Raw genomic sequence first — 656 nt, 5'->3', positions numbered from 1 at the left:
TGCCGCCACGCGCCGGACGGCACCTGTACGCCGACCTCGCCCCGCTGCGCTCGTCGCTCGCCGCGCAGGGCGTCGGTGACGCCCAGGAGGCGGAGGACTTCCTCGGCGCCCGGCTCGGGACGGCCGCGCCCGGAGGCCACCGGTTCGGGGACGACCTCGGGGCGCTGCGCGTCCGGCTGTCCACCGCTCCGTTCCTCGGCACCACCGACGCGGAGCGCGCACAGGCCCTCGAAGCGCCGGATGCCCTGGAACTACCGCATGTGGAACGCGCGTTGACACTTTTCGGAGCGGCTTTCGAGGGCCTTCGATGACGCGGGATCTCGTGGCCGACGAACTTCGACCGGCCTTCGCGGACCCCTGCCGATCACCCCTGACGACCATGATCCCCAGCGACTCCCGGCGACCTTCACCGACCTGGCGGCCTGGCGACCCGCACCGACTCACAGCGACCTTCACCGACTCTTAGCGACCTTCAGCGACGACGATTCTTCGTGACGACGCTCAGCGACGGGAGCCTCCTCGATGACGCAGCAGTCCGAGTCGACCACCTCAACCACGACCTCCACGACGACCTCCACGACGACCACCGAGGACACCGACGGTCCGGCGTCCATGTCACCCTTCGCCCGCCCCCTGGCGCCCCGCCCCCTCGCGCC

At 71.3% G+C, this 656-nt stretch carries 1 pseudogene; it reads left to right on the top strand.

Features of this window, described 5'->3' with window-relative positions:
- Positions 1-311: pseudogene (locus AWZ10_RS02675) on the top strand (pyridoxal phosphate-dependent aminotransferase); the annotation flags it as partial.
- Positions 312-656 lie beyond the last annotated feature (345 nt).

Origin of the sequence: Streptomyces europaeiscabiei (assembly GCF_001550375.1) — a bacterium.
In the GTDB taxonomy this organism is placed as follows: Bacteria; Actinomycetota; Actinomycetes; order Streptomycetales; family Streptomycetaceae; genus Streptomyces; species Streptomyces europaeiscabiei.
Note: the sequence above shows the minus strand (reverse complement) of the source record. Positions and strands in the feature narration are given on the sequence as shown.